Here is a 25,897-nt window from a genome sequence, read left to right as displayed (position 1 = left end):
CCCGGCATGCGCCGGGCCCTCGCTGGTTACGGTCGCACCTGGCCGGCTAGGCCATCAGGTCGTCGGCCATCGCCTCGAAGACCTGGACGTACGTGTCGACCGACACGTCGTCGTGCGTGACGCTCAGCGTCCACTCCTCCTCGCGACCCGGCGTCATGAAGATGCCGCGGTTCATGTTGTAGAGCCACGCCAGCTCGGACAGATCGGAGTCCTGGTTGGCCTTGAACGTCTCGTAGTCGACGATCTTGTTGGCCGAGAACGTGACGCAGCCCTTGGAGCCGACGCCGACCGAGTAGCCGGGCAGGTTGTGCTTGCGGATCACGGCCTCGCAGCCGGCGAGGATGCGCTCGTTGAGCGCGTCCAGGTGCTTGTAGGCCTCCGGCGTGAGCACCTCGAGCAGGTTCGCCTTGGTGGCGGCCATGCCGAGCGGGTTGCCGTTGTACGTGCCCACCTGGTAGACCGAGCCGTCCTCGACGGCGGCCATGGCCTCCTCGGTGCCGCCGATCGCGCCGATCGGCGTGCCGCCGCCGAGCGCCTTGGCGAGCGTGACGAGGTCGGGCGTGACGCCGAAGCGCTCCGTCGCGCCGCCCGCCGCGATGCACAGGCCGGTCTTGACCTCGTCGAAGATCAGGATGATCCCGTGGCGGCGGGTGATGTCGCGGACCGCCTCGAGGTAGCCGGGCTCGGGGAGCACGACGCCGAGGTTCATCATCGCCGGCTCCATGATCACGCAGGCGGGCTTGCGGCCCTCCTCCGTGAGGCGCTCGATCCGGCGCTCCATCGCGCCCGCGTCGTTGAACGGCACGGGGATCGTGAGGTCGACGACGGCCTGCGGGATGCCCGCACCGTACGGCAGCGAGGCGAGGTTCTCGTGGTCGCCGATCTTGTCGTACTCGACGCCGATCGAGACCATCACGCCGTCGTGGTGGCCGTGATAGGAGCCGAAGATCTTCACGACGGTCTCTCGACCCGTGGTGCCGCGCGCGATCCGGATCGCGTCCATCGTGGACTCCGAGCCGGAGTTCGTGAAGCGCCACTTCGGCAGGCCCCAGCGGCGCGCGAGCTCGTCGCCGACCGCGATCGCGTCCTCGGTCGGCGCGGCGAAGTGCGTGCCGGACGAGTAGCGGGCGTTGATCGCCGCGCCGATCGCCGGGTGGGCGTGGCCCTGGACCATCGAGCCGAACCCGTTGTGGAAGTCCCACATCTCGTTGCCGTCGACGTCCCAGACCTTCGGGCCGGACCCGCGCTCGAGGTAGATCGGCCAGGGGTCGCGCAGCTGGTACGACGACGCGACGCCGCCGGACAGGTGGACCTGGGCGCGCTGGTACATCTCGTTGGAGCGCTGGGTGCGCTCGTTGAGCTGCTTCTCCTCACGCTCGATCAGCTCGGAGATGCGCTGACGAGGGATCTGGACAGGTGCGTCGGTGGCCATGGTTATCCCGTTCCTGGTTCGGACTGGTCGTTGTGCGTGGCCACGCCAACAACGACGAAAGGTCAATGGAGCCTAGCCTTTTCTTGACCATCGGACGCCGTCGCGGTTGCTAGCCTCAGAGCGCAAGGTCCATCCCCGCCGACCGGACCCCAGTGCCTGCCTCTGAATCTTTCTTGGATGACCGTGATGGCCCGCGCGATGAGTGTGGCGTCTTCGGAATCGTTGCGCCAGGCCGCGAAGTCTCGCGCCTGACGTACTTCGCGCTGTACGCGTTGCAGCACCGCGGGCAGGAATCTGCCGGCATCGCGACGCAGCAGGGTGGCCACATCATGGCCATGCGCGACCAGGGCCTGGTCAATCAGGTGTTCGACGAGTCCAAGCTGCGCGCCCTGCAGGGCGACATGGCGCTCGGCCACGTCCGCTACTCGACCACGGGCGCGAACTCGTGGGAGAACACGCAGCCCGTCTGGCGCTCGGACAAGCGCGAGATCGCGCTGGCGCACAACGGCAACCTGGTCAACGTCGTCGAGCTGCACACGGAGCTGCGCCAGGCCGGCGTCACGTTCCGCTCGACGTCGGACTCCGAGATCATCGCCGCGCTGCTGTCCACGCACGAGGCCGACACGATCGAGGACGCCGTCGTCGACGTGCTCCAGCGCGTCGAGGGCGCCTACTCGACCGTCGTGATGACCAAGGACCGCGTGGTCGCCTTCCGTGACCCGCTCGGCCTGCGCCCGCTGTCGCTCGGCATGATCGGCGACACGTACTGCGTGGCCTCCGAGTCGTGCGCGTTCGACATCATCGGCGCGAAGTTCCTGCGTGACGTCCAGCCGGGCGAGGTCGTCTCGATCACCGAGAAGGGCCTCCAGACGCGCCAGGCGGTCGAGTCGCCGCGGTCGGCGCTGTGCGTCTTCGAGCACATCTACTTCGCCCGCCCGGACTCGCGTCTGGGCGGCCGGGTCATCCAGGTCTCCCGCGGTCGGATGGGCGAGATCCTCGCCCGCGAAGCGCCGGTCGAGGCCGACCTGGTGATCCCCGTGCCGGACTCGGGCGGGCCCGCGGCCCGCGGCTTCGCGCGCGCCTCCGGCCTCCCGCAGGACGACGGCCTGATCAAGAACCGCTACGTCGCCCGCACCTTCATCCAGCCCGGCCAGGAGCTGCGCAAGCACGGCCTGCGGCTGAAGTTCAACCCGCTGCCCGAGGTGGTCGCGGGCAAGCGCATCGTCGTCGTGGACGACTCGATCGTGCGCGGCAACACGACGCGGCAGATCGTCCAGATGTTGCGTGACGCGGGCGCCACCGAGGTGCACATGCGCATCTCCGCGCCGCCGATCAAGCACCCGTGCCACTACGGCATCGACATGTCGACGCGCGAGGAGATGATCGCCCACAACCGCACGGAGGCCGAGGTGGCCGCCGAGCTGGGCGCCGACTCGCTCGCGTACCTGTCGCTGGAAGGCGTGTACGAGGCGATCGACGGAGAGCGCGAGGCGCACTGCGACGCCTGCTTCTCCGGCGTCTACCCGCTCGTGGGGGAGTCCGCCAAGGACGCCTTCGAGCACGCGCTGCCGCTCGTTCGTAGCTAGACGCGCGCAGTCTGCAACAAAACTGCGCAATGAGCGGGGAAGCGTCCGGTGCGGGGGCTAATGTCGCCGGTCCGGATGTCGCTCGCCTGGCTTGAAGATCCGCCTCCGCCTCCACAGCTCGGGTTCGACCTGGGCGAGGCGGACGGGCGGGTGCCGGCGGTGCCGGTGTTGTCGTCTCCGGACGTGGACTCCGCGCTGCGGGACGCGTTCGGCTTCCCGGGCTTCCGGCCCGGGCAGCGCGAGGCGGTGGTCGCGGCCCGTGACGGCCGGGACGTCCTGGTGGTCATGCCCACCGGCTCGGGCAAGTCGCTCTGCTACCAGCTGCCGGCGCTGCTGCGGTCGGACCTGACGCTGGTCGTGTCGCCGCTGGTCTCGCTGATGCAGGACCAAGTGGAGGCGCTGGAGGCGGTCGCGCCGGGGCGGGTGGCGCTGGTCAATGGCCAGCAGGACGCGGCGGCGAACCGGCGCGCGCTGGACGGGGCGATCTCCGGCCGGGTGCGGGTGCTGTACGTCGCGCCGGAGCGCTTCTCCTCACCCGGCTTCCTCGAGCGCCTGCGGGAGGCGCGGATCGGCCTGTTCGTGGTCGACGAGGCGCACTGCGTGTCCCAATGGGGGCACGACTTCCGGCCCGACTACTTCCGCTTGGCGGACGCCGCGCGCTGGCTCGGCGCCGAGGCGATCATCGCGTCCACCGCCACGGCCACGCCCGAGGTGGCGCGGGACATCGTCGTGCGGCTCGGGCTGCGCGAGCCGGTGCACGTGGCGACGGGGTTCGACCGGCCGAACCTCTCCTTCGCGGTCGTGCCGTGCGCGCGCAAGGAGGCGGTGGGCGAGCGGATCGCCGCCGTGCTGGGTGAGCCGGACGCGCTGCCGGCGATCGTCTACGCCGGAACCCGGGCGGAGTGCGAGCGGCTGTCGGATCGGCTCGGCTACGAGCTGGGCGTGGAGGTGGTCGCCTACCACGCGGGGCTGCCGCGGGACGTGCGCGCGGACGTGCAGCGGCGCTTCATGGACGGCTCGGCGCCCGTGGTGGTCGCCACCAACGCGTTCGGGATGGGCGTGGACAAGGCCGACGTGCGTACGGTCTGCCACGAGTCGGTGCCGTCGTCGATCGAGGCCTACTACCAGGAGGCGGGCCGTGCGGGGCGGGACGGGCGGCCGGCGCGCGCGCTGCTGTTCTCGACCGAACGCGACAAGGGCCTGCACGTGTTCTTCATCGAGCGCGCGGAGATCGACGACGACCAGCTCAAGCACGTCGCACGGACGATCGTGCGGTCGGCGGAAGGGTCGCCGCCGCGCTTCAACCTGCACATGAACGACCTGGCACAGGCCGAGGGCGACGAGGAGGCGGTCCGGGCGATCGTCGGCTACATGGCGCGGGCCGGCGTGGTCCAGCCGGCGCCGTCGGGGCCGGACCGGGTCGCGGGCCGGATCGTCGGCGTCTGGGACCGCGCCACGCTGGCCGCGTGCCGCGCGGCGACGCAGGAGGGCACGCGGCAGCGCTGGCGCCAGTACCGCGCCGTGTGGGCGTGGGTCGAGAGCGAGGGCTGCCGGCGGCAGGGCATCCTGCGCCACTTCGGCGACCGGGCGGTGCTGGCGCGGGAGGGCGCGTGCTGCGACGTGTGCGATCCGGCGCTCGTCCCGCCCGTCCCGGAGCGGCTGGCGCGGCAGTCGACGCTCGCGCCGTCGGCCGACCTCGAAGGCGCGATCCTGCAGGTGGTCGCGGCGGCGCAGCCGCGGGTCGGGCGCGGGCGCTGCGTCGAGGTGCTGCGCGGCGCGCGCACGAAGGGCATCGCCAAGCACTCCTACGACGGCCTGCCGTTCTACGGGGCGTATCGGGACCGGCGCGCGGAGGATGTGCTGGCAGCGATAGACACGCTGCTGGAGACCGGGCAGCTACGCGCGGAGGGCGACCGCTTCCCCAAGCTGGCGGTCGCGTGAGCGCCCCATACTGATCGGCCTCATGACCGACCGCTTCCGCGTCGGGGTCCTCGCGTCGGGCACCGGCTCCAACCTCCAGGCCATCCTCGACCGCGTGCACGGCCGCGAGGCCGACGTCGTCGCCGTCGGCTCGGACAAGCCGGGCGCGCGGGCCCTGGCGCGCGCGGAGGCGCTCGGGATCGCGACGGCCACCTTCCCGGGAGCCGACTTCCCGGACCGCGAGGCGCGGGACACGGCGATGGCGCAGTGGCTGCGCTCGGAGGGCGTGGAGCTCGTCGTCCTCGCCGGCTACATGCAGATCGTCACGCCCACGTTCCTCGCCGCGTTCCCGCAGCGGGTCATCAACGTCCACCCGGCGCTGCTGCCGGCGTTCCCGGGCATCCGCGCGGTCGAGCAGGCCCTGGCGTACGGCGTGAAGGTGTTCGGCGTCACCGTCCACTTCGTCGACGAGGGCGTGGATTCCGGGCCTGTCATCCTGCAACGCGCGCTCGAGCTGCCGGACGTGACGGACGCGGACGAGATCCGCGCCCGGCTCCATCCGGTCGAGCACGACCTGCTGACGTCCGCGGTCGCCCTGATCGCCCGCGGCGCCGTCCGCCCCGATCCTGAACACCCCCGCCGCATCTCAGTCGAGGTTCAATGAATCGTCCCATGGAGGCCATCGTCCAGCGCGGTGAGGTCCGGGTGCAGCGCGCGCTGCTCTCGGTCTCCGACAAGACCGGTGTGGTCGAGTTCGCGAAGGGGCTCGCGGCGCTCGGCGTCGAGCTCATCTCCACCGGCGGCACCGCCGCCGCGCTGCGCGAGGCCGGGCTCGAGGTCCGCGGGATCGAGGACTTCACCGGCTTCCCCGAGATCATGGACGGCCGCGTCAAGACGCTCCACCCGCGGCTGTACGCGGGCGTGCTCGCGCTGCGCGACAACCAGCAGCACATGGCGACGGCGACCGAGCACGAGATCGAGTTCGTCGACCTGGTGTGCGTGAACCTCTACCCGTTCGAGGCCACGGCGCGCCGCCGCGGCGTCACGGACCACGAGGTGATCGAGAACGTCGACATCGGCGGCCCGACGATGATCCGCGCCGCGGCGAAGAACTTCCCGTTCTCCGCGGTGGTCGTCAACCCGGCGTCCTACGACGCCGTGCTGCAGGAGCTCAAGGACGGCCAGGGCAAGCTCTCGCTGGGCACGCGCGAGTCGCTGGCGGCCGAGGCGTTCTCGTACACGGCCCGCTACGACAGCGCGATCTCGCGCTGGTTCGTCGAGAAGCAGGCGGACGACTTCGCGCCCCTGATGATGACCGCCTACGAGAAGGTCACCGACCTCTCGTACGGCGAGAACCCGCACCAGCGCGCGGCGTACTACGCGGACTCGGGCGCGCGCATGCACGTGCTCTCGATGGTCAAGCAGCTCGGCGGCAAGGAGCTGTCCTTCAACAACGTGCTGGACCTGAACTCCGCGCGGCTGCTGATGGAGGAGTTCGAGCTGCCGGCGTGCGTGATCATCAAGCACAACACGCCGTGCGGCGTGGCGGTCGGCGGCTCGGTCGTCGAGGCCTACCACGCGGCGTTCGCGTGCGACCCGCTGTCGGCCTTCGGCGGCGTGATCGCGGTCAACAAGCCGGTCGACAAGCAGTTCGCCGAGGCGCTGCTCAAGCAGTTCTGCGAGGTCATCCTGGCGCCGCAGTTCACGCCGGAGGCGCTCGAGCTGCTGGCGACGAAGCCGAACATGCGCATCCTCGAGGACGGCGAGCGTCGCCGCCAGAACATCGCCGAGCGTGACTACAAGCGCGTCATGGGCGGCCTGCTCGTGCAGGACCGCGACATGGGCCTGGAGGACCGCACGGAGATGCAGGTCGTGACGGAGCGCAAGCCGACCGAGGCCGAGTGGGGCGAGATGCTGTTCGCCTGGAAGGTCTGCAAGCACGTCCGCTCGAACGCGATCGTGCTGTCGAACGACCTCGCGTCGGTGGGCATCGGCGCCGGCCAGATGTCCCGCGTGGACTCGGTGCGCCTGGCGATCGAGAAGGCCGGCATCGCCGGCTCGTCGCTGCGCGGCGCGGCGATGGCCTCGGACGCGTTCTTCCCGTTCCCGGACGGCCCGCAGCTCGGCATCGACGCCGGCGTCACGGCGATCATCCAGCCGGGCGGGTCGGTGCGTGACCACGAGGTCGTCGAAGCCGCGGACGCGGCCGGCATCTCGATGGTGTTCACGCACCGCCGCCACTTCAAGCACTAGGCGAAGCCTCGGCCAGAGGCCTCGCCTTCGCTGTCGAGAACCGCCCAGGGGGCGATTCTCGCGGCCTACTGGCCCCGACCGGTTCGGTCCTGCAGCTCGTCGATGCGACGGGACGCGTCAGCCTTGCTGAGCGTCTCGTCGAAGTCCTCGTTCGCCTCCTGGCTGAGGGTCTGCAGGTAGGACTGCTGCGCGCCGGTCATCGGCTCGTCGCCGGTCACCCACTCGTCCGGGTCCTTCTCGGTGTTCGTCATCTCGCTCATGGCCTGGGCCTACCCAGTCAGGAGCGAACGTACGTTCTGCCGAGCACGAGCTTGGCGTCCGGCCGGTAGGTCGCCGGGCGCACGTCCTCGAGCTCCAGGGGCGCGCGGAAGTAGGCCACGACCTCCTCGCCGCGCACGAACACCCAGATCGGCAACGCCTCGCAGCAGTGCCACGCCTCGTCGTCGGCGCGGTCCCAGTCGAAGCCGACGGCGTCGCGGACCTGCTCCGCCGTGTTGGAGCCGTGGACGACGACCAGCCGGTCGATCGGCTCGTCGGTGAGCTGCGCGGGCGTGACGACGCCGCTGTGGACCTCGATCGCCTGCTCCGCGCGGGCGAGGGCCTTCTCGCCGGCGCGGACGTCCGCGTCGCGCGGCCACAGCAGGACGAGACCGGCGACGAGCACGGCCAGGGTGACGAGAGCGACCCGGAGCTTCACGCGGTGCTTGGTAGCGCCGACGCGCCGCTCCGTCCGGCTCGCCGGACGGATGGACGACGCGGATGGGTAGCGTCGCGGCATGGACGCTTCCTCAGTCGCTCGCTTGATCGCTCTCGGCCGGGTCGGGCTCGGCGCGGGCTTCGTCGCCGCCCCCGGGCTCGTGGCGCGCCTGTGGGTCGGCGAGGGCGGCACGGGTGCGCGCGTGCTGGGCGCCGGGTTCGGCGCGCGGGACGTGGCGATCGGTGCCGGGCTCTGGCACGCGCTGGAGCACGACCGCGACACGCACACGTGGCTGCTGGCGGGCGCGGCGGGTGACGTCGCGGACGGGCTGGCGACGCTTGCGGCGCGCAACTCGCTGCCGCTGGTCGGGCGGGTGGGCGTCGCGGCGTTCGCCGCGACCGGCGCCGGCCTCAGCCTGTGGGCGGCGCGTCAGCTCGCGCCGTAGAGGACGCGCGTCCAGATCGTCGTGAGCGTCTCCGCGACGGTCTCGCGACGCGTGCGCGGCTCGTGGCCCATCGAGCGGTTCAGGTAGCGCTCCATCATCCAGACGAGCGCTCGCGCGGTCTCCTTCGGGTCCAGCGGGAGCACGCGCCCGGCTTCGATCTCCTTCTCGATGTGGCGCGCGGTGACGTCGACGAACTCGTGCACGAGGCCGGTGTAGACGCGCTCGACCTCGTGGTCGTCGGTCGCGGCGTCGGCGAGCGCCCGCAGGACGGCGCCGTGCTGGGCGTAGACCTCGACGAACCCCTCCATCGCCTCACGCGCCTGCGCGGGCCCGTCGCCCGAGCCGGTGTACCAGCGCTGGGACATCGTCCGCAGCTCGGCGCCGATGTGCTCGACGACCCGGAGCATCAGGTGATGGCGGTCCCGGAAGTAGACGTAGAACGACGGCCGGGACAGGTCCGTGCGCCGCATGACCTCGTCCACCGTCAGCTCGCGGAACGTGCGCTCGCGCAGCAGCGCCTCCGCCGCAGCCACGATTTCCGCCTCCGCCACTTCCGGCGTCCGCCGACGGCGGCGGCCGCCCGTTTCCTCCACTTGACCTGCGCTCAACCTCTCGCAAGCGTACTGCGCGATACAGTCGCACGCGCCGGCCGCCGTAGCTCAGTGGTAGAGCAGCGGACTTTTAATCCGTTGTGCGTTGGTTCGAATCCAACCGGCGGCACTCATGTTCTACGAAATCTGGGCCTGGGTCTCGATCATCCTCGGCATGGCGATGTGCGGGGTGATCATCTACTTCCTCGCGAAGAAGGACGACGATCGCCAGAAGGAAGAGGCCGCGCGCGAGTACTTCGACGCGCACGGTCATTGGCCTGACGACTAGCGTCCCGACTCATAACCTCGCGGGCGCCTAGCGGGCGTCTCGTCGCGCCTGGAGGCCGCCGGCGATCCCGCACGTACCACCAGTATGCGCCGGATCACCGGCGACCCCCAGCCACGACGATCGGGCCCGCTATGCACGCGCGACGTTCCGACTCGGAACGCCGGGTTAAGCCGCCAGGTCGATCGTCACCGGGTCGGCCAGCAGCCGTCCCCGGAGCGTGAGCACGGCTCGGCCGGCCGCGTGGTCGTCGGGTTCCAGCAGGCCTTCGTCGCGGTGCCGCGCGGCCGCCGCGCGGCCCGTCGGCGTGAGCTGGTCGAGCGCGACGCCCGCGCGCAGCCGGAGTCCGAGCATCACGCGCTCGAGCCGGACCTCGTCGCTGGCGGGCGTCTCCCGCGCCGCGGCCGGTGACGTGCCGGCGGCGAGCTTCTCGGCCCAGGCGCGCGGGTGCAGCACGTTCCACCAGCGCACGCCGCCGACGTGGCTGTGGGCGCCGGGGCCCGCGCCCCACCAGTCGCCGCCGCCCCAGTAGCCGAGGTTGTGCCGGCACCACGCTGCCTCGTCCGTGGCCCACGAGCAGGTCTCGTACCAGCGCAGGCCCGCGTCGGCGAGCACGCGCTCGGCGGTCTCGAAGCGATCCACGATCACGTCCTCGCCCGGAACGGTGAGCTCGCCCCGGCGCACCTGGGCTGCGAGCCTGGTCCCCGGCTCGACGATCAGCGAGTACGTCGAGAGATGGTCCGGCTCGGCGCTCAGCGCGGCGTCCAGCGACGCCCGCCAGTCCTCCGCCGTCTCGCCCGGCGTCCCGTAGATCAGGTCCAGGCTCACCTGCTCGAACCCGGCCGCCCGCGCCTCGGCGACGGCCTGCTGGGGCCGCCCCGGCGAGTGCGCCCGGTTGAGGGTCTCCAGCACCCGCGGCACGGCGCTCTGCATCCCCAGCGACAGCCGGGTGAACCCGGCCTCGCGCAGCTGCTCGAGCTTGCGCGGGTCGACCGACTCCGGGTTCGCCTCCGTCGTCACCTCGGCGCCGGGCCGCAGCCCGAAGCGCGCTTCGATGTGCCCGAGGATCCGCGTGAGCTCCTCGGCCTTGAGCAGCGAAGGCGTGCCGCCGCCGAAGAACACCGTGTCCACGCGCGGCGGCGCTTCCAGCACCCTCGCCGCAAGGTCGATCTCGGCGAGCACCGCCTCCACGTACCCGCCGGCCTGCTCGGCGCCCTGCTCCCCGGGCACATACGTGTTGAAGTCGCAGTACCCGCACCGCGAGGCGCAGAAGGGCACGTGCACGTAGAACCCGAACGGTCGCGTCCCGAGGCCCTCGAGCGCCGCCATGGGGAGCGCGCCGTCAGCGGGCGCGGGATCTCCTGTGGGTAGGCGGGCCATCGTCGCTCGGCAGTACCCCCAACGGGAATCGAACCCGTGCTAGCAGCGTGAAAGGCTGCCGTGCTAACCGCTACACCATGGGGGCAGGTGGGAACAGTCTAGGTCAGACGCTTCGGGTGAGGGCGCCATCGACGAGGATGGCCGTGCCGTTGATGTACGCGGCCGGTACCGAGCACAGGAAGACGGCCGCCGCGGCGAGCTCCTCGACGGTGCCGAGGCGGCCCGCCGGGATCGTCCGCTCGGCGTCCTCGCGCGCGGCCTCGAGGGAGCCGGCGGTGTCGATCATCCGGTCGGTGGCGATCTTGCCGGGGTGGACGTGGTTGAAGGTCAGGCCGTGGGCGGCGTGCTGGCGGGCGAGGACCTTGAAGGCGGCGGCCAGCCCCGGGCGGTGGGCGTTGGAGAGCTGGAGGGCGTCGATCGGCTCGCGGACGGCCATCGAGCCGATCGCGACGACGCGGCCGAAGCCCCGTTCGCGCATGCCCGGGACGAGGCGCTGGAGGATCGCCATGGGCGAGAGCAGCAGGGTGCGCTGGGCGGCTTCCCACTGCTCGCGCGTGAAGGCGAGCGGGTCGCCGGCCGGCGGGCCGCCGGTGTTGGCGACGTAGATGTCGATCGGGCCGAGGTCGGCCTCGACCGCGTCGACCAGGCCCGGGACGCTGTCGAGGTCGGCCGAGTCGAACGCGTAGCCGCAGCCGCCGATCTCGCCGGCGACCTGCTCGGCGCGGTCGGTCGAGCGTGAGGTCACGGCGACCTTCGCGCCCTCGGCGGCGAGGGCGTCGGCGATGCCGCGGCCGATCCCCTTCGAGCCTGCCGTGACGAGCGCGACCTTGCCTTCGAGCCCGAGGTCCATCACACCACCGCCAGTCGTCGCGAGTGAGCGAGTCGGCCGCACCAGAGCGCGAAGATCGCCACCGCGAGCGGCGCGCCGAGCCAGTGCTGGTCGAGGAGGACGCCGATCAGGCTCGGGATGCCCGCGAGCGCCGCGCCGGCGAGGACGGGCAGCAGCGGCAGCCTGAGCACGGTGCCGGTGATGAGCGCGCATGCCGCCCACGCTCCCGGGCCGGCGAGCCAGCCCCAGGACCGGAAGAACTCCTTGTCCAGCGCGGCGGAGAGCGCCAGCGCCACGATTCCGAGCGTCAGCGCCTGAAGCAGCGCCGCCCGCCACACGACCGACCCTTCCATCCGGCCATCATGGCACGAGGCGGACCGTCGGCCAGATCGGCGCGAGCGGATCACCGCAGCCGCCGTACAGCCAGCACCAGTCCCACCACGCCGGGTCCCACGGGTCGGGCGGCTCCGGCGTCGCGGTCGGCTCGGGCGAGGGCGAAGCGGTCGGGCTGGGCTCGACGGTGGCGGTCGGCTCAGGGCTGGGCGTCTCGGTCGCGGTCGGGGTGGCCGTCGGGGTCGGTGTGGGTGTGACCGTGGGCGTCGGGCTCGGCGTGGCCGTCGGCGTCGGCGTGGGTGTTGCCGTGGGCGTCGGGCTCGGCGTGGCCGTCGGCGTGGGCGTGGGCGTCGGGGTCAGCGTCGGCCATGCGGTCTCGGTCGGCGTGGTGGTCGCCGTGACCGTGGCGGTCGGCGTCGACGCCGGGGTGCGCGTCGGGCTCGGCGTCTCCGTCGGCGTCTTGGTGGCGGTGGGCGTCGGGGTCCGGATCGGGCTGGGCGTCGCCTCGGCGGTGCGCGCGGCCGGCGTCGACAGCGGCCGCGGCGCGCTCGTCGGCATCGGGACGGCGCCGGGGGTCGCCGACGGGGTCGGCTGCGTCACGGTCGGCGCCGGAGCGGGGTCGCCCGTCACCACCGGCGGCTTGTCGGGCGGCGGGGCCGGCGGCGTGCGGTCGCGCGCGGCGGTCTTGATCAGCGTGCAGGTCTGACGGTGCTGGCTGGGCGTCGGGTCGTACTCGTAGATCGCCTCGTCCGCGATCGAGTCGATCCGCGCGTGGCGGGCGCACCAGGCGTAGGCCTCGGCGAACCACTCGGCGAGCGGCCGGGTGCCGCTCCACCAGCGCGTGTGCGGCCGGCGCATGATCTTGCGGAACCGCCCGCGGTCGGTGTTGGAGAACACGGTCAGGTCGTAGACGTGCCCGAGCTCGTGCAGCAGGACGGCCCGCGGCTGCTTGATGCCGGGCTTGACGTAGATCACCCGCGGCTGGCGGGTGTAGACGCAGCCGGCCATGCGGGGCAGCTCAGGGCAGGCGGTCAGCTGCAGGGTCACCTGCCCGGTGACCGTCGGCACGAGCGCGCTCCTGGCCCAGGTCTGCCAGTGCCCCGCCAGCGGCCCACCGGTCGCGCTGACGAGCCGCACCGCCCCGTTGGCCGCCAGCGGCGCCGCCGTCGCGGAACGAGCAAGTGGCAGGCCGAGAAGCGCGCACAGGCCCGCGAGCACGACGATCGACCAGAGTCGTCGTAACACGACAACGGGTGTGTACCAGAGCGCACCCGCCGCTGTCGCCGTGGGAATGGCCGATCGGCCTACCTGCGCGAGCCGGGGCGAGCCGAGGTCTATCCTGGCTGCCGGTTCCGCCTGCCGCGCGAAACCCCGGGGCGGTTAGCTCAGTTGGTCAGAGCGCCTGCCTTACAAGCAGGAGGTCGCGCGTTCGAGCCGCGCACCGCCCACTGTCGCCCGAGCCGCGCCACGCCGTCGATTCGTCACTTCGCGGCCGCGCGGCCGCACGGGCCCGTGGGTGGTCACGTTCGCCGTGGCACCGTGCCGAGTCGGAACCAGACCTTCGTGCTGCCCTCGCGGATTCCCCAGTCGTCGGCGAGTTGATCCACGATGCGCAGGCCCCAGCCGCCGTGAGCTCCGGGCGTCGGGCTGGGCGCGACCCTGACGTTTCCCTCGTCGGATACCTCGACGGTGATCGCCTCTGACGCGAGGTCGATGGACAGGGAGATCTCTCCGGTGCCGTGCACCAGCGCGTTGGTGACCAGCTCTGAGACCATGAGCACGGCGTCGCCGCGTCCGCGCGCGGTGAGCGTCGTCGCGTGGGATTCGACGAAGCGCCTCGCGACGCCGATCGAGTCAGGTGAGCGCGGCAAGCTCGTGCTGTACGCGCTCATGTCGAGCTCCCGTCAAAGGGCGGGCGTCCGTCGAGGTGCACGAGTCCGATCAGCCGGCGCACTGGAAGAGACCCAGGCGTGACCGCGAGCGTCCAGCCATCGGAGGACGCGACTTCTGCGGCGGCCAACAGCACCCGCAGACCGCTCATGTCCATGAATTGGAGCTCATCGAGGTCGACCAGGACCGCGTCGCCACGCTCGCGATGGCGCCTCAGGCACTCGCTCACGACCGGCGCGCCGGCGAGATCGAGCTCGCCGAGCAGTCGTACGCGGATCCTCCCAGGCTCCCGCACCTCAACCACTGTCAACACAGGGTGTTCGCCACTCAACGGACATCGCTCGTTCCGGTGCGGGGGTCTACGCGGTCGGACGAGGCGGCGACCCGCAACTGAGTTGCGGTAACGAGCCGTGGCGGCGGGCGAGAGCGCTCTGACCACAGACTCTACTCCGCCCTCCAAACTTGATCGACCGGTCCAGCGGCTGCTCGACCAAGCCGCGGTCCATCAGATCGCTCGACCCTCGAACACGGTTACGCCGGCCACAGTGGGGGTCTCGCCGACAAGCTCGTAGCCGGATGCCGCGAGGAGCGCGGCGTACTCGTCGGTGGTCCGCTCGCGCCCGCCCGGTCCGACGAGCATGTTGAGATCCGAGAGCTTGGCGGCGGGAAGCGAGAACTGGCGTTCGATGATGAGCAACGTCGTGCCCGTGTCGGCAGCCCTACGGCAGACGCGTAGGATGCGGATCGCCGGCTCGCCCTCCCAGTCGTGGAGCACGGACTTGAGCAGGTATGCGTCCCCGCCCTGAGGGACGGACTCGAAGAAGCTGCCCCCGACGATCTCGAAACCGTCGGCGTGGGCGCCGGCCACCACGGCCGGCTGGTCGAACAGCACGCCGCGCACGCCCGGATGGTGCTCGAGGATGCTGGCGAGCAGCGCGCCCCGCCCGCCACCAACGTCGACGATCACTCCGTAGCGGCCGAAGTCGTGCGCTGCGGCCACCGCGGTGTTGACGCGAAGCGACAATCCGGTCATCGCGGCGTCGAAGATGGCCGCCTCTTCAGGGTGCGCGGCGCGATACTCCCAGACGTCGACGCCGTGCATCGCGTGGAATGCGTTCTCACCGGTTCGCACGCTGTGCATCAGATGCCCCCAGGCCGTCCAGTGGTAGGGCCGGCCGATGAACGCCGCCCAGGCGCCCGCCGGGCCCCGCAGCTCCTGTCCGAGCTCGGTCAATCCGAACGTCCGGTGGTCCTTCTCGTGCAGGATCCCGATCGCGGCCAGCGCGCGCAGCAGCCGGTGAAGCGCGCTCTCGTCCGTGGCTGTGAGCGGCGCCAGCTCGTCGACCGCGCGTGGGCCGTCCGCGAGCAGGTCGGCGATCCCGAGGGCCGCGGCGACGTGGATCGTCTGCGACACCTGGTAGCCGTTGATCAGCCGCATGAGCTCCGCGGACGACGATTCCTCGTCGTGCATGGGCCGAGCCACCGTGCTAGCCCTCGACGCGGTACGTGGCGGTGATCGCTCTGACGTCCGGCGCGACGACAGCGGAGGAAAGGGCACGACGGAGGTGCGGCATGGCGTCACTCCCTGGTAGGGGCCAACCCTCTCACAGCCCGACCCCCAACGCGAACCGATCGGCACGGACCAGGTCCACCGGCCACGTCCTCCTGGGCGACTCGTGACCGATGGATGACGGGCGAAGCCGACGCATCGACGGCACGCCCCCGGACCTCGTCGGGCGTGCACGCGCGCTCCGCGGACGCCGGCATGTCCAGCGCTTCACGTGATGGGGATACGCTTCGTGCACGCAGAGGCACCGCCCCTTCGCCCTCGCGTCCCTGGTCACTCTGAAGGAGCTCGGACTGGAGCACCAATGCTTGACCGACACCGTGCACGCCTGTGCAGCGACTGCCGTGCGCCGATGGCCCGCCAGTCCGACCGTTGCTGGCGTTGCCACGCGGCCGCCTCGTCCCCGGTGGCGGAGCCGCCACGCCGGACGTTGCAGGAAAGCACCACGCACGTCTTGAGCGTCCGAGCCGGCCGGCGTGCGGACGGCCTCCGTCGCGACCGGCGGCCCGCGACACGAGCGCCCGGGGCGCGCGTTCCCAAGCCGAGCGCCTGATGCCGCGCTGAAGCTGTCTGCATTGCCGCGCTCGAGGCTGGCGTGAAACGTCCGCCATGGCGCGTCGCTCGGTGTCCCGGCATCTCGCGGGCCGCCTCGGTCCCGAGCAGCTGGACGACTTGCGGTTCGGCGTCACGGAAATCGCGCCCCGAACCATTCGGCTGAGCCCGCGACCGCCCACTCGGGATCATGCGCCGACGATGCGCTCAAGGTGGTCGCCCACGACGGTCACCTCGCGCCCGTCGCCCACCCGCGCGATCCAGCCGCGCTCGAAGAGCGCCGCGGCCAGCGCGTCGCCGAGCGCGCCCGCCAGGTGCGGCGCGTGCTCGGTCGCGTCGAGGCATTCGAAGGCCAGCCGCTGGCGGCCGATCTCCACCGACTCGACGCCGAGCGCGCGCAGCTCCTCCTCCCGGACCACGCGCACCACGCCGTCGTCGTCCGCGGCGAGCGCACCGGAGGCCAGCAGCCAGCGGTAGAGCGAGACGCCGAGCGGCCCGCCCAGGTGTCCGTAACAGGTGCGGGAGACCCGGGGCCGGCCGCTCGGCGGCGGCGGCCCCGCGCCGACCACGCGGTCCAGCCACGGCAGGACGCGGTCGACGCCGTCGCACAGCGCGTAGACCGAGGAGCGCCCCGACCGCGACACCGACACCAGCCCCGCGTCCCGCAGCACCCGCAGCGCCGCGGACACGTCCGGCAGGGACGCGCCGAGCTCGGCCGACAGCGCGCTGACCGGCGACGGCCCGACGTGGCCGAGCCGGTCGACCACCCGTAGCCGGAGCGGATGGCCGAGCGCCTTCAGGACCGACACCCGCGCGTCACTCACGCATGAACCCCGCGATCGCGTCCGCCAGCTCCTCCGGCGCGTCCTCCGCCATGTGGTGGCCGGAGTCGATCTTCACGCCGCGCAGCGGTCCGGTCACCCACGAGCGCCAGACCGCGACCGGGTCGCCGTGCAGCTCCTCGAGGTCGTCGTGCGCGCTCCAGCCCACGAGCGTCGGGCAGCCGGCGAGGCGGCCGGCCGCGAAGTCCGCCTCCTCGTCGGCGCGGTCCACCGACGGTCCACAGCGGTAGTCGCCGACCATCGCGGCCACCACCTCCGGGTTCGTCACGGCGCGCCGCCAGTCCGCGTAGTTCTCCGACCCCATCGCGGCCGGATCGGCGTTCCGGTACCAGGCGAGCGGGTCGCGCGAGATCCACTCCTCGGCCCGCTTCTCCTCTTGGGCGAAGAAGAACCAGTGCCAGTAGGCGGCCGCGAACTTCGCGTCGCAGGTGCCGAGCGCGTGGGCGACCGGCACGCCGTCCAGCACGACCAGCCGCTCGGCCCCGTGCGAGACCGCCAGCCGATGCGCCACGTACGAGCCGCGGTCGTGCCCGACCGCGCAGTACGCGCCGCCGAACCGCTCCTCCATCAGCTCCGCCACCGCGCCCGCCATCGCCGTCTTCGAGTAGGACCCGATGCGCGACTCGCCGTAGCCCGGCAGGTCCGGGCACACGACCGTGAACCCGGCCTCGACCAGCAGCGGCGCCACGCGCCACCACGTCGTGTGCGTCCGCGGGTGCCCGTGCAGCAGCAGCACGACCGGTCCCGATCCGCCCCAGCGGTAGCGCAGCCGGGCGCCCGGGACGTCCGCCCACTCCAGCTTCATCCCATCCATAGTTGGGCATTTACCCAACTATGCGCGGGCCATATCCGCGAGGTCGACCTCCCGGTCGAGCGCGAGGCCGGCGATGTGCGCGGCGGCGAGCCGGTGGACGTCGACGACGTGACCGATCCGCTCGAGCGACTCCGTCTCGTCCGCGACCTGGCCGTCACCGGCGCGCAGGAGCACGCGCAGGTCCTCGTCGGCGGCGCGGGCGGCCATCGCCGCCTCGATGTTGTTCAGATCGTCCGGCGTGACCGCGGCCAGGCAGCGCGCCCGCCCGAGCGACAGCCGCCGCAGCACGGCCGGGTTCGCGCCGCGCCCGATCACCACGGGCAGCTTGACCCGCTTCGCGAAGCCGACGTTCTCGCCCTCGGACGCGGTGTCCACGGCCACCACGTTCACACCGCACTCGCGCAGGAGCAGACACAGCCGCAGCCCGACCTGCCCGAGCCCGACGACCACCACGTGGTCGCGCCGCGGCACGGCGCGCCGCCCGACCAGGCCGGTCAGCGACGAGTCGACGAGCCGGTTGATCAGCCCGCCGGTGAAGCAGGCGGCGCTCAGCAGCGTGAGCAGCATCGAGGCCACGATCGCGCCCTTGAACCACTTCGGACCGTCGTCCACGGCGGAGTTGGGACCCACGGTGGCCAGTGACTTGGTCGAGCCGTACAGCGCGTCGATCGCGGCCTGGTCGAGCACGACCATCGAACCGATCCACTCGAACAGCAGCGTCGCGACCAGCCCGATCGCGCCGTAGAACAACAGGCCCGCCGAGCGGTCGTACGGGGCGAAGACCGCCTCGACCAGCGCCCGCGCCCGCCGTGCCCGAAGATCGGGCAGCGCGGTCTCCTCGCCCGCCTCGTCGAGCCCGACCCACCCGGAACCGGAGCGACGCACCGCGACGATGTTCGGATCCAGACACGGGCCGGCCAGCACCGGCGCGACGATGTCGGCCACCGACGTGACGATGCAGTGCGGGATCGTCTGCTCGACCTGCCGGGTGATGGCCGGGTCGAAGATGGTCACGACGAGCGGCAGCGTCTCGTCGAGGTGACGGACGAGCAGCGCCATCCGCAACGGGAAGGCGTCCTCGCGCGAGGCGGCGCAAGCCACGTCGTAGCGACCGGACCGCACCGCCGCCTGGACGGCGTCGTCGTCGGGCTCGTCGATCCAGTCGACGGCGGAGCCGGCGGCCTCGAGCGCCCCGCGGACCTCCTTGGCGAGGTCGCCGGTACCCATGAGGAGCACGCGCTTCAAGTGGCGCACCCTATACAGGTGTGGAGAGATCTCCGCAGACCACCCGTCCAGTGGTAGTTGCGAGGCGGGCCTTCCCGCAACAGACTTAGCGGCCAAAGCTGGGTCGACGAGAGGGGTCGAGGGAATGGAGTTTGGGAAGCGTCTCGCGAAAGCGAGCGCGTTCACGGTCACTGCGGCGCTCGCGGGCGTCGTGGCGACGAGTTCCGCGGGCGCGTCGCCGCTGCCGCCGAAGACGACCGCGGCGTCCGCCGCGGTGCCGTCCGCGCTGGCCGCCCCCGCACCGGCCGTCCCGACGTTCGTGAACGGCATGTCGCAGGCCGTGTTCGCGTCGGGCGAGGCCAACTGGGTCAACGAGGACCTGTGGGTCGAGCTCGACGTCGACACCGACGGCGACGGCAAGAAGGACCGCGTCCACACCGACGTCTCCCGCCCGATGGAGACCAACACGGACGGGCTGAAGGTCCCGGTCATCTTCGAGGACAGCCCGTACTACGCGGGCGGTCCCGACCAGGCCAACTGGGCCGTCGACCACGAGATCGGCTTCCCGCCGGCCTTCCGCCCGCTGCCGACGAACACCGACGGGCGCGCGCACACGTCGCGGATCAACACCATCTACGAGAGCACCTGGGTGCCGCGCGGGTACGCCGTCGTGCACGCGGAGTCGCCCGGCTCGGGCTCCTCGACCGGCTGCCCGAACTCCGGCGCCCCGATCGAGACGCTCGGCGCGACCGGCGTCATCGAGTGGCTCAACGGCAAGCGCAAGGCCTACACGACCCGCGACGGCAGCGTCGAGGCAGCGCCCGTCACGTGGCACAACGGCAACACGGCGATGATGGGCACGTCCTACAACGGCACGCTGCCGATCGCGGCCGCGTCGACCGGCGTGGAGGGCCTGAAGGCGATCGTCCCGATCTCCGCCATCTCCGACTGGTACGACTACTACCGCGCCAACGGCGCCGTGAAGGCGCCGGGCGGCTACCAGGGCGAGGACCTCGACGTCCTCACCGAGTACGTCTACACGCGCTGGGACGAGAACGGCAAGGCGCGCGCGATCTGCCGCCCGCTGATCGAGGACCTGAAGGTCAAGCAGGACCGCGTGACGGGCAACCGCTCCGCCTTCTGGGACGAGCGCAACTACATGAAGGACGTCAGGGCCGGCAAGCTGAAGGCCGCGACCCTGATCGCCCACGGCGGCAATGACTTCAACGTCATGACCAAGCACGCCGCCCAGCTCTACGACGAGCTCAAGAAGCAGAACATCCCGCACCAGTTCTACTTCCACCAGGGCGGCCACGGTGGCGCGCCGCCGGACTACCTCGTGAACCTGTGGTTCACCAAGTACCTCTGGAACCAGGACAACGGCGTCCAGAACCTGCCCAAGTCCTGGGTCGTGCGCACGGACGTCTGCCCGCCGCGCCAGTCCACGGTCGCGACCGACGTGACGACCCCGACCGCGACGCTGACGGTCGCGGACGCCTCGGTGTTCTCGGTCGGCCAGACGCTGACGATCCCGCAGACCAACCCGACGGCGACGGTCACCCGCGTGATCACCAACATCGCCGGCAACACGCTGACGCTGGCGTCGAACATCGCCGCGACGCAGGGCCAGCGGGTCGCCGCCGGCACGGTCGTGAACCTCGTGTGCGGCAACCCCAACCCGACGCCCTACGCCGAATGGCCCGATCCCGCGTCGTCCGACGCGGTGCTCAAGCCCGGCACCGGCGGCGCCGCCCGCGGCTCGCTCACGGTCGCGGCCAACCCGGCCACCGGCACGGAGACGCTCTCCGACGACGCCCGCCAGACCGCCTCGACGCTCATGAACGCGGCGACCGAGGACTCGCGCCTGCTCTACGTGACGAACCCGCTCACGAAGGACGTCCGCATCTCGGGCACGCCGAAGGTCAACATCAAGGCGGCCTTCAGCAAGCCGAAGGCCAACCTGACCGCGATCCTCGTCTCGCTGCCGGCGACCGGCAGCGGCACGATCCTCACGCGTGGCTGGATCGACGCGGAGAACCGCAACTCGGATTACGTGACCGACGCGGTCACGCCGGGCACGTTCTACGACTACCGCTTCCAGCTGATGGCCAAGGACATCATCGTGCCGGCCGGCCGTCGCCTCGGGCTGATGGTCCTCTCGAGCGACAACGAGTTCACGGTCCGCCCGGCCCCGGGCACCGAGGTCTCGGTCGACCTCGCCGGCACGTCGCTCTCCCTCCCGGTCGTGGGCGGCGCGAAGGCGTTCGCCAACACCATCGGCGGCGACGTCGACGAGGAGACCGGCCTGGTCGGTGGGACCGTCCCGGCCACGCTCGCGCTCACGCTCGGCACGCCGGGCTCGTTCGGCGCCTTCACGCCGGGCCTCGCCAAGGAGTACACGGCCACCACGGACGCCATCGTCACCAGCACCGCCGGTGACGCGACGCTGACGGTCGCGGACACGAGCGCCAACAAGCCGGGGTACCTGGTCAACGGCGCCTTCTCGCTGCCGCAGCCCCTGCAGGGCCTCGGCGTCGTGAAGACGTGGAACGCGCCGACTTCCAACGAGAAGGTCGCCGTCACGCTCAAGCAGGCGATCGGCGAGAAGGACGCGCTGCGCACCGGGTCCTACTCGAAGACCCTCACGTTCACGCTGTCGACGACGACGCCGTAGCTCGCTCAACGGCTCGCCGGGCCATGTGCCCGGCGAGCCGGTGAGGCGTACCCTGGGAGGCATGTCCACCGCCACCCTCCCGACGTTCGACCCGCTCGATCCGATCGCGCTGGACGCGCAGCTCGACGACGAGGAGCGGCTGATCCGCAGCACCGTCCGCCAGTACGTGCGGGAGAAGTTCCTGCCGGTGGTGGCTGAGCACTTCGAGGCGGGCTCCCTGCCGGACGGGATCGGTCGGGATCTCGGGCAGCTCGGCCTGCTGGGCATGCACCTGGAGGGCTACGGGTGCGCGGGCGCGTCGGCGACGGCGTACGGCCTGACCTGCCTGGAGCTCGAGGCCGGCGACTCCGGCCTGCGGTCGTTCTGCTCGGTCCAGGGGTCGCTGGCGATGTTCGCCATCCACCGCTGGGGCAGCGAGGAGCAGAAGCAGCGCTGGCTGCCGGGGATGGCCGAGGGCGAGCTGATCGGCTGCTTCGGGCTGACCGAGCCGGACGCCGGGTCCAACCCCGCGGCGATGCGCACGCGGGCCAAGCGGACGGACACGGGCTGGGTGCTCAACGGCACCAAGATGTGGATCACCAACGGCTCGCTGGCCGACGTGGCCGTCGTGTGGGCGCGCACCGAGGAGGGCAAGGTCAACGGCTTCCTCGTCGAGCGGGGCACGCCCGGGTTCAGCGCGCCGGTGATGCACGGCAAGCTGTCGCTGCGCGCGTCGGTGACCAGCGAGCTCGTGCTCGACAACGTCGAGGTGCCGGAGACCAACCGCCTGCCGGAGGCGACGTCGCTGCGGGCGCCGCTCAGCTGCCTGAACGAGGCGCGCTTCGGGATCGTGTTCGGGGCCGCGGGCGCCGCGCGCGCGTGCTACGAGGCGGCGCTGGACTACGCGAAGACCCGCGTGCAGTTCGAGAAGCCGATCGCCGGCTACCAGCTCACGCAGGCCAAGCTCGTCGACATGGCCGTGAAGGTCTCGAACTCGACGCTGCTCGCGCTGCATCTGGGCCGGATGAAGGACGCCGGGACGCTGCGCACCGAGCAGGTGTCATACGGCAAGTACCACAACGTCTCGACCGCGATCGACGTCGCCCGCACCGCGCGGACGATCCTCGGCGCGAACGGCGTCACGCTCGAGTACCCGGTGCTGCGCCACGCCAACAACCTCGAGTCGGTGCTCACGTACGAGGGCACGCACGAGATGCACACGCTGATCCTCGGGCAGGCCATCACGGGCCTGCCGGCGTTCACGTAGTTATCGCATTGTGGCCCGTGATCTCACGGGCCACGATCAGGGCCTGGATCGAGTCCGTGCCCTCGAAGGTGAAGATCGCCTCCATGTCGGCGTGCTGGCGCGCGACGTGGTTCTCGAGCAGGATGCCGTTGCCGCCGAGGATGTCGCGGGCCATGCCGACGATCTCCCGGGCCTTCGCGGCGTGGTTCATCTTCGCCAGCGACGCCATGCCGGCGGTGAGGCGGCCGTCCTCGGCGAGCTCCGAGAGGCGCAGGCACAGCAGCTGCATCGCGGTGATCTCGGCGAGCATGCGGCTGAGCTTGTCCTGCACGAGCTGGTAGCTCGCGATCGGCTTGCCGAACTGCTCGCGTTGCCGGGCGTAGGCGAGCGCGGCCTCGTAGGCCGCGAGCGCCATCCCGAGCGCGCGCCAGGCGACCGTGTAGCGGGTGCGGGAGAGCACGCCCGCGACGTCGCGGAAGTTCCGGCCGCCCGGCAGCCGGTTCTCGACCGGGACGCGGACGTCGGTGAGCGTGATGTCGGCCTGCCAGACGGCCCGCAGCGCGGTCTTGCCGGTCATGACGGTCGCCTCGAACCCGGGCGTGCCCTTCTCGACCAGGTAGCCACCGACGTGGCCGTCCTCGTCGCGCGCCCACACGATCACGACGTCGGCGATGCTCGCGTTGCCGATCCAGCGCTTGCGGCCGTTGATGACGTGCTCGTCACCGTCCCGGCGCACGCTCGTCTCCAGGTGCACGGCGTCGCTGCCGTGGTCGGGCTCGGTGAGCGCGAAGGCGCCGATCGCGTCCAGATCGGCCATCGGCGGCAGCCAGCGCTCCTTCTGCTCGTCGGAGCCGAGCAGCGCGATCGACTGCATGGCGAGGTTCGAGTGCACGCCGTAGAACGTGCCCATGCTCCCGTCGGCGCGCGCCCACTCCATGGAGACCAGCCCGGCCGCGGTCGCGCTCATCCCGGGACAGCCGTACCCCTCGATGGTCCCGCCCGCCATCTGGAGCGTCGCGATCTTCGGCACCAGCTGCAGCGGGAACTCGGCCCGCTCCCAGTAGCCGTTGATCACGGGCGTGATCTCCGCCTCGCAGAACGCGCGCAGCCGGTCCCGGATGCCACGCTCGTCGTCGGTGAGCTTCTCGTCGAGCAGGTAGAAGTCGGTCATGTCGGCACCACCACGGTGACACCTTCCTGCGCGAACGAGCCCATCGACTCGACCTCGGCGCTCACCTCGTCCAGCCCGATCGTCTTGGCGACCAGCTCGCCCGGGCGCACGGAGCCGGCGGCGACCGCGCGAAGCATCCCGTCATAGTGCCGGACGGCCATCCCGTGCACGCCGAGCACCTGCAGCTCGCGCGCGATCACGCGCCCCATCGGGACTTGCGGTGCAGCTTGGTCGCCCAGCAGCAGCCCGACCTGCGCGTGCCGGCCGCGCCGGCGCAGGCAGGTCACCGAGTTCACGCACGTGACCGTCGAGCCCAGCGCGTCGAGGGACACGTGGGCGCCCCCGCCGGTGAGGTCGACGATCGTCTCGACGACGTCGGAGGAGACGGCCGCGACCGCGCCGAGCTCGCGCGCCCGGGCCAGCTTGCGCTCGTCGATGTCGACCGCGATCACCTGCGCGCCGGCGGCGACCGCGATCATCACCGCGGCCAGGCCGACGCCACCGCAGCCATGGACCGCGACCCACTCGCCGGCTTGGACGCGGGCGTGGACGTGCAGCGCGGCCCAGGCGGTCATGAAGCGGCAGCCGAGCGAAGCGGCGTCGACCGACGACAGCTCGGGAGGGACCCGCACGAGGTTCAGGTCCGCGCGCGGCAGGGCGACGAGCTCCGCGAACGAGCCCCAGATCGTGAAGCCCGGCTGGATGTCGCGCTCGCACACCTGCGTCTCGCCGGTGCGGCACGGCTCGCAGACGCCGCAGCCGCAGCAGAACGGGACGGTCACGCGGTCGCCGACGGTGATGCCGTGCACCTCGGAGCCGACCGAGACGACTTCGCCGCACAGCTCATGGCCGGGGACGTGTGGGAGGACGATCGACGGGTCGTGCCCGACCCAGCCGTGCCAGTCGGAGCGGCAGACGCCGGTCGCGAGGACCTTGACGACCGCGCCGTCGGGAGCGGCGACGGGATCCGGGACGGTCTCGAGCGACAGGGGTGATCCGAACGAGTGCATGACGGCGGCGCGCATCCACCCATTGTCAACTGTCTGCGACGTGCGACCACGTTCAAGGACGTCGACGCGGTCCGTCCCTCACATTTCCGACGCGCGCGCTGAAGCTCATGTTCTCGTCGACAATCTGCGGAGTCAACGCAATCCGGCCGGCGATCCGCCGCTGAATCGGCGTGCGCCGCGCCCGTCTCAGCGCGCCCGTGGCGCGCGTCCGGTCTCGAGATGAAGGGAGGGCCGGCGCACCGCCGACCCTCCCTCAGCCTGAGGTGCCGCTCTTACAGCCGGGGGGCTGGACTGGTCAGGTCCGAGCGGGAGGTCGGCAGGGGTCGCTCTTTCGGGGGGTCCGTGAGGGATGCCGACCGGCTAGGCATGAAGATCGTAAACAGACCCGTGGCTCAAGCGCAAGGTGTCCCCACCACACTGAATGCGTTGCCCGGCTGAAACCGGTTTCATGCAGCAGTCAGAAGGAGTGGTCAACCAGCGACTTGGCGCATGTCCGTCAATCGTCGAAGGGTGGTAAGTCCTCTGACGGGTAGGCTTGCGGTCGACCATGCCCACCAGTTCATCAACCCCGTCCGGTACGTCCGGACGGACGAGACCACCGGGGGAGACCTCGGAAGCCCGGATCGCGAAGGCGCTCGCGCACCCGTTGCGCGCGCGCATCCTGCAGCGACTGGGCGAGCGTGTCGCCAGCCCTGGCGATCTCGCGGTGGAGCTCGGCGCGCCGCTCGGCGTCGTCAGCTACCACGTGCGGATGCTCCGCGACTACGACTGCGTCGAGCTCGTGCGCACGGAGCCGCGTCGCGGCGCCCTGCAGCACTTCTACCGGGCGACCGCACGCCCGAACCTCGACGACGACCAGTGGCGCACCCTGCCGTCCGGGCTCCGCGGTGAGCTCGCCGGCGAGACGCTGACCGACCTCGTCACCGACCTCGGCGGAGCCGCCGACGCCGGCCACCTGCAGGACCCTGACGTCGTGCTCAACCGCACGCCGCTCGAGCTCGACGAGAAAGCCTTCAAGAAGCTCAACAAGCTTCTGGCCAAGACGCAGGAGCAGGCCCTGGCGATCGCCGAGGAGAGCGCTGCTCGGCACAACGAGTCAGGCACCGAGGTGTTCCCGACCGAGTTCGCGGTCCTGCACTTCAAGCGCGCCGTCTAAACGCGGAGGGCCCCGCCTCGC

At 71.5% G+C, this 25,897-nt stretch carries 25 protein-coding genes and 3 tRNA genes; 11 read left to right on the top strand and 17 right to left on the bottom strand.

Annotation, left to right across the window (positions count from 1 at the left end):
- Positions 1-46: 46 nt before the first annotated feature.
- The gene (locus C8N24_RS10135) at positions 47-1,432 is read right to left on the bottom strand and encodes an aspartate aminotransferase family protein (protein ID WP_121249914.1); all 1,386 of its coding nucleotides are present in this window, start codon (positions 1,430-1,432) and stop codon (positions 47-49) included.
- A 152-nt stretch (positions 1,433-1,584) separates the two neighbouring features.
- On the opposite strand from C8N24_RS10135, the gene purF reads away from it, so the two are divergent.
- The 4 genes from purF (at position 1,585) to purH (ending at position 7,191) form a co-directional block, all read left to right on the top strand.
- Positions 1,585-3,018: an amidophosphoribosyltransferase gene (purF, locus tag C8N24_RS10130; protein WP_170178987.1), complete on the top strand. Its 1,434-nt coding sequence runs from the start codon at positions 1,585-1,587 to the stop codon at positions 3,016-3,018.
- A 75-nt stretch (positions 3,019-3,093) separates the two neighbouring features.
- Positions 3,094-4,959, top strand: coding sequence for a RecQ family ATP-dependent DNA helicase (locus tag C8N24_RS10125; RefSeq protein ID WP_245971811.1), 1,866 nt, complete (start codon positions 3,094-3,096; stop codon positions 4,957-4,959).
- A 22-nt stretch (positions 4,960-4,981) separates the two neighbouring features.
- A complete protein-coding gene (purN, locus tag C8N24_RS10120; protein WP_121249912.1) occupies positions 4,982-5,602 on the top strand; it encodes a phosphoribosylglycinamide formyltransferase in 621 nt (206 codons plus the stop codon).
- A gap of 8 nt (positions 5,603-5,610) precedes the next feature.
- Positions 5,611-7,191, top strand: coding sequence for a bifunctional phosphoribosylaminoimidazolecarboxamide formyltransferase/IMP cyclohydrolase (gene purH, locus C8N24_RS10115; RefSeq protein ID WP_121249911.1), 1,581 nt, complete (start codon positions 5,611-5,613; stop codon positions 7,189-7,191).
- Between the two features lie 65 nt (positions 7,192-7,256).
- Here the strand turns inward: purH and C8N24_RS10110 are convergent, their stop codons facing one another.
- Together C8N24_RS10110 and C8N24_RS10105 are read right to left on the bottom strand one after the other, a co-directional pair.
- Positions 7,257-7,451 carry a DUF3072 domain-containing protein gene (locus C8N24_RS10110; RefSeq protein WP_121249910.1) on the bottom strand — a complete coding sequence of 65 codons (195 nt, stop codon included), beginning with the start codon at positions 7,449-7,451 and terminating at the stop codon, positions 7,257-7,259.
- Between the two features lie 17 nt (positions 7,452-7,468).
- A complete protein-coding gene (locus tag C8N24_RS10105) occupies positions 7,469-7,888 on the bottom strand; it encodes a hypothetical protein (protein ID WP_147447724.1) in 420 nt (139 codons plus the stop codon).
- Positions 7,889-7,967: 79 nt separating this feature from the next.
- On the opposite strand from C8N24_RS10105, the gene C8N24_RS10100 reads away from it, so the two are divergent.
- Positions 7,968-8,333 (top strand): hypothetical protein, encoded by a 366-nt coding sequence (locus C8N24_RS10100; protein ID WP_147447723.1) that lies wholly within the window; start codon positions 7,968-7,970, stop codon positions 8,331-8,333.
- On the opposite strand, the gene C8N24_RS10095 is transcribed toward C8N24_RS10100, so the two are convergent.
- Positions 8,318-8,866 (bottom strand): TetR/AcrR family transcriptional regulator, encoded by a 549-nt coding sequence (locus tag C8N24_RS10095; protein WP_211339913.1) that lies wholly within the window; start codon positions 8,864-8,866, stop codon positions 8,318-8,320. The genes C8N24_RS10100 and C8N24_RS10095 overlap by 16 nt on opposite strands.
- Before the next feature lie 115 nt (positions 8,867-8,981).
- On the opposite strand from C8N24_RS10095, the gene C8N24_RS10090 reads away from it, so the two are divergent.
- Positions 8,982-9,053: transfer RNA gene (locus C8N24_RS10090), tRNA-Lys, on the top strand.
- Between the two features lie 3 nt (positions 9,054-9,056).
- A complete protein-coding gene (locus tag C8N24_RS33855) occupies positions 9,057-9,212 on the top strand; it encodes a hypothetical protein (RefSeq protein ID WP_170178986.1) in 156 nt (51 codons plus the stop codon).
- Between the two features lie 165 nt (positions 9,213-9,377).
- Here C8N24_RS33855 and hemW read toward each other — a convergent pair whose 3' ends face one another.
- The 5 genes from hemW to C8N24_RS34630 all read right to left on the bottom strand — a co-directional run bounded on the left by hemW (position 9,378) and on the right by C8N24_RS34630 (position 12,996).
- Positions 9,378-10,538: a radical SAM family heme chaperone HemW gene (gene hemW / locus C8N24_RS10085; RefSeq protein ID WP_245971810.1), complete on the bottom strand. Its 1,161-nt coding sequence runs from the start codon at positions 10,536-10,538 to the stop codon at positions 9,378-9,380.
- A 64-nt stretch (positions 10,539-10,602) separates the two neighbouring features.
- Positions 10,603-10,674, bottom strand: a tRNA-Glu gene (locus C8N24_RS10080).
- Between the two features lie 18 nt (positions 10,675-10,692).
- Positions 10,693-11,439: an SDR family oxidoreductase gene (locus C8N24_RS10075; protein ID WP_170178985.1), complete on the bottom strand. Its 747-nt coding sequence runs from the start codon at positions 11,437-11,439 to the stop codon at positions 10,693-10,695.
- Positions 11,439-11,771 carry a hypothetical protein gene (locus C8N24_RS33850; protein WP_170178984.1) on the bottom strand — a complete coding sequence of 111 codons (333 nt, stop codon included), beginning with the start codon at positions 11,769-11,771 and terminating at the stop codon, positions 11,439-11,441. The genes C8N24_RS10075 and C8N24_RS33850 overlap by 1 nt, the downstream gene beginning before the upstream one ends.
- Positions 11,772-11,778: 7 nt before the next feature.
- Positions 11,779-12,996 carry a hypothetical protein gene (locus tag C8N24_RS34630; RefSeq protein ID WP_211339912.1) on the bottom strand — a complete coding sequence of 406 codons (1,218 nt, stop codon included), beginning with the start codon at positions 12,994-12,996 and terminating at the stop codon, positions 11,779-11,781.
- Positions 12,997-13,125: 129 nt separating this feature from the next.
- Here C8N24_RS34630 and C8N24_RS10065 point away from each other — a divergent pair.
- A tRNA-Val gene (locus C8N24_RS10065) sits at positions 13,126-13,199 on the top strand.
- A gap of 72 nt (positions 13,200-13,271) precedes the next feature.
- On the opposite strand, the gene C8N24_RS10060 is transcribed toward C8N24_RS10065, so the two are convergent.
- From C8N24_RS10060 to C8N24_RS10035, 6 genes are all read right to left on the bottom strand, one after another.
- Positions 13,272-13,643: an ATP-binding protein gene (locus C8N24_RS10060; protein WP_121249904.1), complete on the bottom strand. Its 372-nt coding sequence runs from the start codon at positions 13,641-13,643 to the stop codon at positions 13,272-13,274.
- Positions 13,640-13,945, bottom strand: a complete 306-nt coding sequence (locus C8N24_RS10055) for an STAS domain-containing protein (protein ID WP_170178983.1) — start codon at positions 13,943-13,945, stop codon at positions 13,640-13,642. Before C8N24_RS10055 ends, C8N24_RS10060 begins: the two co-directional genes overlap by 4 nt.
- A 201-nt stretch (positions 13,946-14,146) precedes the next feature.
- On the bottom strand, positions 14,147-15,112 hold the full coding sequence (locus tag C8N24_RS10050) for a methyltransferase (protein ID WP_121249902.1): 966 nt from the start codon (positions 15,110-15,112) through the stop codon (positions 14,147-14,149).
- Positions 15,113-15,948: 836 nt separating this feature from the next.
- Positions 15,949-16,584: an ArsR/SmtB family transcription factor gene (locus C8N24_RS10045; RefSeq protein ID WP_121249901.1), complete on the bottom strand. Its 636-nt coding sequence runs from the start codon at positions 16,582-16,584 to the stop codon at positions 15,949-15,951.
- Positions 16,577-17,407: an alpha/beta fold hydrolase gene (locus C8N24_RS10040; protein WP_211339911.1), complete on the bottom strand. Its 831-nt coding sequence runs from the start codon at positions 17,405-17,407 to the stop codon at positions 16,577-16,579. Before C8N24_RS10040 ends, C8N24_RS10045 begins: the two co-directional genes overlap by 8 nt.
- A gap of 27 nt (positions 17,408-17,434) precedes the next feature.
- On the bottom strand, positions 17,435-18,652 hold the full coding sequence (locus C8N24_RS10035) for an NAD-binding protein (protein WP_245971913.1): 1,218 nt from the start codon (positions 18,650-18,652) through the stop codon (positions 17,435-17,437).
- 133 nt (positions 18,653-18,785) lie between these two features.
- Here C8N24_RS10035 and C8N24_RS10030 point away from each other — a divergent pair, with 133 nt between their 5' ends.
- Both C8N24_RS10030 and C8N24_RS10025 read left to right on the top strand, forming a co-directional pair.
- Positions 18,786-21,314, top strand: coding sequence for a Xaa-Pro dipeptidyl-peptidase (locus tag C8N24_RS10030; RefSeq protein WP_170178982.1), 2,529 nt, complete (start codon positions 18,786-18,788; stop codon positions 21,312-21,314).
- A 61-nt stretch (positions 21,315-21,375) separates the two neighbouring features.
- Positions 21,376-22,560 (top strand): acyl-CoA dehydrogenase family protein, encoded by a 1,185-nt coding sequence (locus tag C8N24_RS10025; RefSeq protein WP_121249897.1) that lies wholly within the window; start codon positions 21,376-21,378, stop codon positions 22,558-22,560.
- Here C8N24_RS10025 and C8N24_RS10020 read toward each other — a convergent pair.
- Together C8N24_RS10020 and C8N24_RS10015 are read right to left on the bottom strand one after the other, a co-directional pair.
- Positions 22,553-23,710 carry an acyl-CoA dehydrogenase family protein gene (locus C8N24_RS10020; RefSeq protein ID WP_121249896.1) on the bottom strand — a complete coding sequence of 386 codons (1,158 nt, stop codon included), beginning with the start codon at positions 23,708-23,710 and terminating at the stop codon, positions 22,553-22,555. The two genes, C8N24_RS10025 and C8N24_RS10020, sit on opposite strands and share 8 nt — an antisense overlap.
- Entirely contained in the window at positions 23,707-24,735 is a 1,029-nt protein-coding gene (locus C8N24_RS10015) for a zinc-dependent alcohol dehydrogenase family protein (RefSeq protein ID WP_121249895.1), read from the bottom strand. The genes C8N24_RS10020 and C8N24_RS10015 overlap by 4 nt, the downstream gene beginning before the upstream one ends.
- A 631-nt stretch (positions 24,736-25,366) precedes the next feature.
- On the opposite strand from C8N24_RS10015, the gene C8N24_RS10010 reads away from it, so the two are divergent.
- Entirely contained in the window at positions 25,367-25,876 is a 510-nt protein-coding gene (locus C8N24_RS10010; RefSeq protein ID WP_170178981.1) for a helix-turn-helix domain-containing protein, read from the top strand.
- Positions 25,877-25,897 lie beyond the last annotated feature (21 nt).

Origin of the sequence: Solirubrobacter pauli, assembly GCF_003633755.1 — a bacterium.
Lineage (GTDB): Bacteria > Actinomycetota > Thermoleophilia > Solirubrobacterales > Solirubrobacteraceae > Solirubrobacter > Solirubrobacter pauli.
Note: the sequence above shows the minus strand (reverse complement) of the source record. Positions and strands in the feature narration are given on the sequence as shown.

Coding starts and splice junctions, on each gene's coding strand:
- C8N24_RS10135 (WP_121249914.1), bottom strand. CDS start 1,432: ATGGCCACCGACGCACCTGTCCAGATCCCTCGTCAGCGCATCTCCGAG.
- C8N24_RS10125 (WP_245971811.1), top strand. CDS start 3,094: ATGTCGCTCGCCTGGCTTGAAGATCCGCCTCCGCCTCCACAGCTCGGG.
- purN (WP_121249912.1), top strand. CDS start 4,982: ATGACCGACCGCTTCCGCGTCGGGGTCCTCGCGTCGGGCACCGGCTCC.
- purH (WP_121249911.1), top strand. CDS start 5,611: ATGGAGGCCATCGTCCAGCGCGGTGAGGTCCGGGTGCAGCGCGCGCTG.
- C8N24_RS10110 (WP_121249910.1), bottom strand. CDS start 7,451: ATGAGCGAGATGACGAACACCGAGAAGGACCCGGACGAGTGGGTGACC.
- C8N24_RS10100 (WP_147447723.1), top strand. CDS start 7,968: ATGGACGCTTCCTCAGTCGCTCGCTTGATCGCTCTCGGCCGGGTCGGG.
- C8N24_RS33855 (WP_170178986.1), top strand. CDS start 9,057: ATGTTCTACGAAATCTGGGCCTGGGTCTCGATCATCCTCGGCATGGCG.
- hemW (WP_245971810.1), bottom strand. CDS start 10,538: ATGGCGGCGCTCGAGGGCCTCGGGACGCGACCGTTCGGGTTCTACGTG.
- C8N24_RS10075 (WP_170178985.1), bottom strand. CDS start 11,439: ATGGACCTCGGGCTCGAAGGCAAGGTCGCGCTCGTCACGGCAGGCTCG.
- C8N24_RS33850 (WP_170178984.1), bottom strand. CDS start 11,771: ATGGAAGGGTCGGTCGTGTGGCGGGCGGCGCTGCTTCAGGCGCTGACG.
- C8N24_RS10060 (WP_121249904.1), bottom strand. CDS start 13,643: ATGAGCGCGTACAGCACGAGCTTGCCGCGCTCACCTGACTCGATCGGC.
- C8N24_RS10050 (WP_121249902.1), bottom strand. CDS start 15,112: ATGCACGACGAGGAATCGTCGTCCGCGGAGCTCATGCGGCTGATCAAC.
- C8N24_RS10040 (WP_211339911.1), bottom strand. CDS start 17,407: ATGAAGCTGGAGTGGGCGGACGTCCCGGGCGCCCGGCTGCGCTACCGC.
- C8N24_RS10030 (WP_170178982.1), top strand. CDS start 18,786: ATGGAGTTTGGGAAGCGTCTCGCGAAAGCGAGCGCGTTCACGGTCACT.
- C8N24_RS10025 (WP_121249897.1), top strand. CDS start 21,376: ATGTCCACCGCCACCCTCCCGACGTTCGACCCGCTCGATCCGATCGCG.
- C8N24_RS10020 (WP_121249896.1), bottom strand. CDS start 23,710: ATGACCGACTTCTACCTGCTCGACGAGAAGCTCACCGACGACGAGCGT.
- C8N24_RS10015 (WP_121249895.1), bottom strand. CDS start 24,735: ATGCGCGCCGCCGTCATGCACTCGTTCGGATCACCCCTGTCGCTCGAG.